At 47.0% G+C, this 8,259-nt stretch carries 7 protein-coding genes; 4 read left to right on the plus strand and 3 right to left on the minus strand.

The genetic code is table 11. The features are described 5' to 3' along the window. The first annotated feature begins 31 nt into the window (after positions 1 to 31). From VN105_RS10850 to VN105_RS10865, 4 genes are read left to right on the plus strand one after another with little or no spacing between them, the layout of a single operon-like run. Positions 32 to 817, plus strand: coding sequence for a Ku protein (locus VN105_RS10850; protein WP_325640712.1), 786 nt, complete (start codon positions 32 to 34; stop codon positions 815 to 817). Then, positions 814 to 3,330, plus strand: a complete 2,517-nt coding sequence (gene ligD, locus VN105_RS10855) for a DNA ligase D (RefSeq protein ID WP_325640714.1) — start codon at positions 814 to 816, stop codon at positions 3,328 to 3,330. The genes VN105_RS10850 and ligD overlap by 4 nt, the downstream gene beginning before the upstream one ends. A 28-nt stretch (positions 3,331 to 3,358) precedes the next feature. Then, the gene (locus tag VN105_RS10860) at positions 3,359 to 3,823 is read left to right on the plus strand and encodes a DUF4199 domain-containing protein (protein WP_325640716.1); all 465 of its coding nucleotides are present in this window, start codon (positions 3,359 to 3,361) and stop codon (positions 3,821 to 3,823) included. A 16-nt stretch (positions 3,824 to 3,839) separates the two neighbouring features. Then, positions 3,840 to 5,189 (plus strand): sigma-54 dependent transcriptional regulator, encoded by a 1,350-nt coding sequence (locus tag VN105_RS10865; RefSeq protein ID WP_325640718.1) that lies wholly within the window; start codon positions 3,840 to 3,842, stop codon positions 5,187 to 5,189. Here the strand turns inward: VN105_RS10865 and chrA are convergent. The 3 genes from chrA to VN105_RS10880 all read right to left on the minus strand — a co-directional run bounded on the left by chrA (position 5,184) and on the right by VN105_RS10880 (position 8,222). Continuing rightward, entirely contained in the window at positions 5,184 to 6,344 is a 1,161-nt protein-coding gene (gene chrA, locus VN105_RS10870; RefSeq protein ID WP_325640720.1) for a chromate efflux transporter, read from the minus strand. The genes VN105_RS10865 and chrA overlap by 6 nt on opposite strands. 356 nt (positions 6,345 to 6,700) lie before the next feature. Then, positions 6,701 to 7,657, minus strand: coding sequence for an isopenicillin N synthase family dioxygenase (locus VN105_RS10875; protein ID WP_325640722.1), 957 nt, complete (start codon positions 7,655 to 7,657; stop codon positions 6,701 to 6,703). A 43-nt stretch (positions 7,658 to 7,700) separates the two neighbouring features. Beyond that, entirely contained in the window at positions 7,701 to 8,222 is a 522-nt protein-coding gene (locus VN105_RS10880) for a biopolymer transporter ExbD (protein WP_325640723.1), read from the minus strand. Between the last annotated feature and the right edge of the window lie 37 nt (positions 8,223 to 8,259).

Below are 8,259 nucleotides of genomic sequence, written 5' to 3' on the forward strand. Positions count from 1 at the left end.
AACTTTTATTTAATACCAAAACTATCATATTATGAGAGCTATATGGTCAGGGTCCATAGGATTCGGGTTGGTAAATATCCCCGTGAAATTATTCAGCGCTACACAGGATAGCCGCCTGGACCTGGATATGCTGGACAGTAAAAACGGGGCGCATATTAAATACCAGCGTATTAATGAAAACACGGGCAAAGAAGTGCCCTGGGAACAGATTGTAAAAGGATATTTGTATAAAGATGAATACGTTATACTGGAAGAAGAGGATTTTGAAGCTGCCAGCCCCAAGAAAAGTAAGATCATCGAGATAGAATCTTTTGTAGAAGAAACAGAGATTGATGACATCTATTTTGAAAATCCTTATTTCATTGAACCGGCTAAAGGAGGCGAAAAAGCATATGCTTTATTGCAGCAAACACTGGAAAAAACCGGTAAAGCAGGTATCAGCCGCTTTGTACTGCGTACGCAGGAACACCTGGCGGTAATACGACCGCGGGAAAATTACCTGCTGCTGCAGCAGCTCCGCTTTGCAGAAGAGATCCGCCCCTCCTCCGACCTCACCCTGCCTACACATGTGAAACTGGCCAAAAAAGAACTGGATATGGCCATAGAACTGGTAAAGCAATACACCACCGAATTTGATATCAGCCAGTATAAAGATGAATATAAAGCGGAACTGCTGAAAATTATAAAGACAAAAGCCAGCGGCAAGAAACCTGTAGTGAAGAAAATGCGCGTGGTACATACTAAAAGCGATAATTTGTTTGATCAGCTGAAGGCCAGTCTTGGTGGTAAACCCGCTACTAAAAAACGTGCATCATGAGCCTGTCGGAATACAAAAAGAAACGCAACTTCAAAGAAACTACCGAACCCCTCACCGGCAAAGCTGTGGAGGGAAAACATATTTTCGTGGTACAGCGCCATCACGCCTCCCGGCTGCACTACGATTTCAGGCTGGAAATAAACGGGGTCCTGAAAAGCTGGGCCATACCAAAAGGCCCCTCCATGAACCCCGCAGATAAACGGCTGGCTATGGAAGTGGAAGATCATCCCTACGATTATAAAGATTTTGAAGGCACCATCCCTGCCGGAAACTACGGTGCAGGCACCGTGTACATCTGGGACAAAGGCACCTTTGAACTGATGAATCCCGATGGGAAAAGTTTTGATAAAGAAGCCCTCCGGGAACTCAAATCCGGTGATCTTAAGATTGTAATGAAAGGAAAGAAATTAAAGGGAGAATTTGCAATAGTGAAAATGAAAGGCCGTGAAGAAAATGCCTGGCTCCTGATCAAGCACAAAGATAAGTATGCAGTGGATGAATATAACAGTGAAGACTATACGCCGGAACGTGTAAAAGCACAGGGAGAAAAAAATAAAGCTGCCGCGAAGGTGGCAAAAAAAAAATCAGCCGCCATAACCGGAGTGGAGGCAAAAAAGAAAACGACCCGTAGTGTTCAGCCGGTAAAGAAGATATATAAACCCATGCTCACTACGCTGGTGAATGAACCGTTTGACGATGCCGGCTGGCTTTTTGAAACCAAATGGGACGGCTACCGGGCCATTGCCAGTGTGCAAAATCACCAGGTGGCGCTCTATTCCCGCAATGAAAAGTCGTTCAACAACGACTATCCTGCGGTAGTGGCCGCCGTGGAGAAAATTTCGCACAATGTGGTGCTCGACGGAGAGATTATTGTACTCGATAACAAAGGCAGATCCCACTTTCAAACGCTGCAGAATTTCCGGACCACAGGAAAGGGAAAATTAACATATGCGGTGTTTGATCTGCTTCACCTCGATGGGAATGAACTGCAGCATCTGAGCCTGCTGGAAAGGAAAAGCCTGCTGAAGGATGTAGTTGCTGAGTTAAATGATAAAACGGTCCGTTTTTCTCCGCATGTTTTAAAGAATGGGAAAAGCTTTTTTGAAAAGGCCCGGCAAAAGGGATGGGAAGGCATCATCGCCAAAAAAGCAGAAAGTATATATGAAGAGGGAAGGAGAGGGATGGAGTGGCTGAAAATAAAGATCGTGAATGAACAGGAGGCGCTGATATGCGGTTATACTGCGCCCCGGGGCAGTAGGAAACAGATAGGAGCATTGGTGCTTGGCATATATGAAAACAAACAGCTGAAGTATATCGGTCATTGCGGGGGTGGATTAAACGAAGCCACCATCGGTGTACTTTATAACAGGCTGCAACCCCTTATCAGCAACACCTCGCCCTTTGCGGAAAAGGTGGGCACCAACATGCCGGTTACATGGGTAAAACCCCGCCTGGTATGCCAGGTGAAATTCCAGGAATGGACTGGCGATGGACACCTGCGGCAACCTGTTTTCCTGGGTCTCCGGGAAGATAAACCGGCAAAAGACGTACATCCTGAAACAGCAAAAAAAATAACCATGGCTACTGTTATTGAAAAAGAACGCACCTTAACGCTTAACAGCAGGAAAGTACCGCTTACCAATCAAACTAAGCTATACTGGCCGGATGAGCAGATCTCCAAAGGGCAACTGATCGACTACTACCTGTCGGTGGCAAAGTATATTTTGCCTCATCTGAAAGACCGGCCCCAGTCGCTGCACCGGTTTCCCAATGGTATCAAAGGACCGGCTTTTTACCAGAAAGATCTTAACCTGGAGCAAACCCCCGCGTGGATAAAGAGTGTATCGCTGCGTGCAGATTCTACCGGGAAAGATGTGGATTACCTGCTGTGTAATAACGAGGCCACACTGGCTTATATGGTTAACCTTGGCTGCATAGAAATAAACCCCTGGCTATCAAGACTGAACAGCCTGGATAAGCCCGATTTCATGATCCTGGACCTTGACCCTGAAAATATTGATTTCAAGTACGTGGTAGAGGCTGCGTTACATATCAGGGATCTGCTGGACGGTTTCAATATTACCTCTTTCTGTAAAACCTCCGGTTCTACCGGTTTGCATATTTATGTACCTGCGGCAGCTAAGTACCCGTATGAAAGTACCCGGTTGTTTGCGGAATATATTGCACGTCATGTTAATGAACAGTTGCCGCGAAGCACCAGTGTGGTCCGTGCAAAAAGCGCCCGGAATAAAAAAGTGTATATCGACTTTTTACAGAACAGCAGGGGGCAAACTGTTGCGTCTCCTTATTCCGCCCGTCCAAAACCCGGTGCCACCGTGTCTATGCCGCTTTTATGGAAAGAAGTGAATGAAAAACTCCGTATCAGTGATTTTAATATTCATAACTCACTGCAACGGTTAAACGAAGTTGGCGACTTATGGCACGATATTAAAAGTGTTAAAAATGACTTGCGTAAGGTAATCCGTGAAATAGAAAGCAGTGCGCACGCCTGATCATTTTGTTCATTTAAATACTGATGTTATGGAAAAGCCTTTATCTTCAAAAGCACTACCAGCCTATGGTTTTATTCTTGGAGCAATTTGCATCGTTTTTACACTGATCTTTTACGTAACGAAATTGTATGGCAATTTGTGGATGGGATATTTTGGTAATCTTATCATGTTTCTTGGCGTGCTCATCTCTATTATCCATTATAACCGCGTACATAAAGACAGAACCTCCACAACATCGTCCTTTGCCATGGGATGGCGCACCACGCTGATAGCAACCATTATATACGCCGTTTTCCTGCTGATCTTTCACCTGGTAGTAGGGGGCAATCCTGCACATACGCTGGTGGAGGAAGACACGGTAAAAGACAATTTCTGGATCTATTTCCTCGGGAATGTATTGTTTGTAAATCTTTTTGTTGGCGTAGTGGCAGCCTTGCTTGGCGGCTTTGTTTTTAAAGCTAATCAGAAAACGGATAAACCGCAGAAGCCATAGGAACTATTATCTTTGCATGGCTATGTCTAAAGGCCATATTTTAATAATTGATGATGAGGACCAGCTGCGTAAGCTTTTAAGCCGCCTGCTGGCCCTGGAAGGATATACGCTTCATGAAGCAGGCAATGTAAGGTCGGCCTTAAAGATCCTGGAAAAAGAAGAAATACAGGTGATCCTGTCGGATGTGAAGCTGCCGGACGGCAACGGGGTGGAACTGGTACACCAGCTACGTATCAGGTACCCGGAAATTGAAACCATTGTGCTCACGGCATACGGTAATATTGCAGATGGCGTACAGGCCATCAAAAACGGGGCTTTTGATTATATCACCAAAGGAGATGATAATAACCGTATCCTTCCCCTGGTGAGCAAGGCAATGGACAAGGCACACCTGCAATTCCGCATCCGCGACCTGGAGAAGAAAATAGGCGGTAAATATAATTTTGGCAGCATCCTGGGTGAATCTCCCGAAATACAGGCGGCTATTGCATTGGCTGAGAAAGTTGCCCCGTCTGATATGACGGTGTTGCTGCTGGGGGAAACGGGCGCCGGAAAGGAGGTGTTCGCACAAGCCATTCACCAGGGAAGCCACCGGCGGCAGCAACCCTTTGTAGCGGTTAACTGCAGCGCCTTTGGCAGGGAAATCCTCGAAAGTGAATTATTCGGACATGTAGCCGGTGCATTTACCGGCGCAGTGAAAGATAAAAAAGGTTTTTTTGAAGAAGCCCGCGGGGGAACCATTTTCCTGGATGAAATAGGAGAGATGGCCATAGAGTTGCAGGCTAAAATGCTCCGCGTACTGGAAACCCAGGAGTTCTATAAAGTAGGGGAAACCCGGCCCACCAAAACAGATGTACGTATCATTGCTGCCACCAACCGGCAACTGGAGCAGGAAATCGCCACCGGCCATTTCCGGTCCGATCTCTATTACCGGTTATCTGCCTTCCAGATCTCTCTGCCTTCACTGAATGAACGCCGGAAAGACATACCGCTGCTGGCCGGCTGGTTCCTGCAACAGATTGCTCCTAAAATGAACAAACGCATCAGCGGGATGACGCCCGCTTTCCTGCAGGCGTTGCAACAGCACAGCTGGAAGGGAAATATCCGGGAGCTGCGCAATGTGATAGAAAGAGCCGCTATTCTAACGGACACGGATATACTGGATACCCCCGTGTTGCCGTTCGATTTCCAGCAGGGTACCGGGGAAGAGGCATCTTCCCTTAAACTGGCGGATATGGAAAAAGTACATATTATCCGTGTGCTGGCCCATGCCAAAGGCAATAAAACCCGGGCCGCGGAATTAATGGGTATTGGCCTCACTACCCTTTACAATAAAATTAAGGAATACAATATCAGCGCATCATAACAACCAGCCCAATAACAGGCACGCCAGTACGATAAAGGGCGACGGTACCCTGGTAAGACAAAGTAATGCCAGCGTACTGGCCATGATCAGCAGGTTATACCAGTTAACGGGTATCACGAAGAAGAGAATAAAGGTGGCTGCCCACATAATCCCCACTACCACCGCGTTAATCCCTTCCAGGGCTCGGTATATCACCACATATCTTTTCAGGTTATTCCAGATGGGGAAGAAAAATAATACCAGCAGCAGGCTGGGCAGGAAAATAGCGATGGGGGCTATCATACAGCCCAGGAACTGGTAACCCATACCCAGGTTACGCATTGCCATACCGCCTACATAAGCCGATATGGAAAACGTAGGGCCTGGAAGCGCGCGCATAATACCGGCCCCGGTAAGCAGTTCCTCCGCTGTAAGGTATTGGGATTTGGCGCGGGTTACATACTGTTCCAGCATCATGGCAATCAGGATATCCCCGCCGCCGAAAACCAGGCTGCCGAAACGGTAAAAGTTTTCAAAGAGGTTGAACGGGCGCCTGGTGATCCATTCATGCGTACGGGCCACCTCCGACAGGAACCCCGCCAGGATAAACAACGACACAAATAACCAGATATTTCCCCACTGGATTTTACGAGGTTTTTCCGCTACCCCGGGAATACGTTTGTTACTGAAGTTGGAAACAATGCCACCCAGTATGATCAGCGCCGGGAAAGTCCAGGGCGATTTCAGGTAAAAGGCGGTGAACATTGATACCACCATGATCACAAAAGTGGCCATACTGGTGATGCTGATCCGGAAAGCCCGGATGCCGCCGTAAGCCAGGAAGCCTACCGCCATCGGCTGTACGTACTTAAAGATATCGGTATGGAGCGCATTTTTGCCGAAATACTGCAACAGGAAACTCAGGGAGCCCATAATCAAACAGGCCGGAGAGATCCATATCAGCAGGGTAATGATGGCCAGTACCGCGCCCCCGCGCTTATAGCCTATTAAGGTAAGGGTTTGGGAAGAAGAAGCGCCGGGAAGCAGCTGGCAGAAAGCATTGTATTCCATCAGCTCCTGCTCTGTTATGTCTTTCCGCTGCTGTACAAATGTTTTCATCATCATAGCCAGGTGACCCTGCGGGCCTCCGTAGGCGGTGATGCTATGTAATAGCACAGCTTTAAGAAAAGGTATATGACGTAGAAGCACAGTTTATTTTAGTGTATGCCTATTGGACAGGTTATAAGGTAATCAAATATCCGGACAAAATACAACGGTGTTGCCAATATTGGTAGTTCCCCGGATAATAAAGGCACAATACTTGTAATATCGGTGTTTATTATAACGAATATGGCCTTTTGTCCGTTGTATCAGTTTGTCAGACAGGTTAATTTCCCACCAACATGTTAAATGTTCGGATCTAAAAGTATAACCATATCAGGGAAAACCATTAAAGAAGAAACTTGCTTATACGCAGGATATTTACAAAGTCCCGGTAAAGAGATTTTACCGGGACTTTGTTATGTTCAGCCTTATTTTTTTAAGCCTATTTCACGTAAGCGCTCATCCAGGTACTCACCGGCCGTGATGGGTTCATATGCCAGCGGGTTATCTGCAGTAACGCAGCTTTCCAGGCAATCCAGTTTCATATCGGATTTGGGATGCAGGAAAAAAGGGATCGAATACCGGGAAGTATTCCACATTTCGCGGGGAGGATTCACCACCCGGTGCGTTGTGGATTTTAAGCGGTTATTGGTTAACCGTTGCAGCATGTCTCCCACATTTACCACAATTTGTTCAGGCAGGGAAGTAACCGGCACCCAGTTATCCTGTTTATCCAGGATCTGCAGCCCGTCGGCGGAGGCGCCCACCAGCAAAGTGATGAGGTTGATATCTTCATGCTGCTCCGCACGGATGGCGGACTTGGGTTCCTGTGTGATAGGCGGATAATGGATGGCTCTCAGGATAGAGTTACCATTATGGATCTTATCATCAAAATAGGTTTCATCCAGCCCCAGGAACAGTGCAATAGCCTGTAACAGGTATTTACCGGATTTTTCAAACCCACGGTATGCTTTAAAGAAAGTAGGCGTAAACTCCGGCACTTCTTCCACCTGTACGTTGGCAGGGTATTCCGAGCTAATGGGGTCATTGTCTTCCACCGTTTGGCCAAACTGGAAAAACTCCTTCAGATCCGGGGCTTCATAACCTTTGGCATGTTCTTTCCCGAAAGACGTGTAACCGCGTTGCCCGGCCAGTTCAGGGATTTCGTAGCGGTGTTTGGTATCGGCGGGCAGCTTGAAAAATTGTTGTACGTATTTGTAGAGGTCTGCAATCAGTTCATCAGGAATCCCATGATTCTTTACCGCTACAAAACCAACTTCTTCGTAAGCTTTACCTAACTGCTGCACAAAGGCCGCCTTTCGTCCGGCATCTCCTGAAGTGAAGTCTGCAAGATCCACTGAGGGGATAGAGTGGGTAGTTGCCATATTTGAATATTGTTTTGGAGCGATAAAGGTAGGGAAAAATAGCTCATTTGAAGTAGGCGGCTTCTTTATCGGTGATATCCACCACTGCGTAGCGGTCTACTTTGTTGATGAGCATTTCATCCATGATATCCACTACATTCTTATAGTTGGATGCTTTGTCGGCTTTGATAAGCACCATCAGTTCGTTTTTATGGAAATCCTGGTATACGGCGGCTTTCTTTTGAATGATCACATCCCGGATACCGCTGCGGTTGGCATAGCTGCTGTAATGCACCTGTGGCGGTACAGCGGGGTCGTCGCCAATGCCCTCATACCAGGCAATACGGTTGTTGGGTCCCAGGATCACTGTCAGCGCTTTCTTTGCCGGTAAAGACATCGGATCTCCTTCATCTTTTGGCATAATGAGGTCCATTGTTTTGGGTTTAGCCATTGTGGTGGTAAGCATAAAAAAGGTGATGAGCAGGAATCCCAGGTCTACCATTGGTGTCATATCTACACGTGTGGATTTTTTATTGCTGCGGGTGCCTCTTTTTCCCCCCTGCGGAGCGGTGTTTATTTCAGCCATATATAACGGTTTAGGTTAAACGAAATTGGTTGAAAGC

It is taken from the genome of Chitinophaga sp. (assembly GCF_035564935.1).
In the GTDB taxonomy this organism is placed as follows: Bacteria; Bacteroidota; Bacteroidia; order Chitinophagales; family Chitinophagaceae; genus Chitinophaga.

Coding starts and splice junctions, on each gene's coding strand:
- VN105_RS10880 (WP_325640723.1), bottom strand. CDS start 8,222: ATGGCTGAAATAAACACCGCTCCGCAGGGGGGAAAAAGAGGCACCCGC.
- VN105_RS10865 (WP_325640718.1), top strand. CDS start 3,840: ATGGCTATGTCTAAAGGCCATATTTTAATAATTGATGATGAGGACCAG.
- VN105_RS10850 (WP_325640712.1), top strand. CDS start 32: ATGAGAGCTATATGGTCAGGGTCCATAGGATTCGGGTTGGTAAATATC.
- VN105_RS10860 (WP_325640716.1), top strand. CDS start 3,359: ATGGAAAAGCCTTTATCTTCAAAAGCACTACCAGCCTATGGTTTTATT.
- ligD (WP_325640714.1), top strand. CDS start 814: ATGAGCCTGTCGGAATACAAAAAGAAACGCAACTTCAAAGAAACTACC.
- VN105_RS10875 (WP_325640722.1), bottom strand. CDS start 7,657: ATGGCAACTACCCACTCTATCCCCTCAGTGGATCTTGCAGACTTCACT.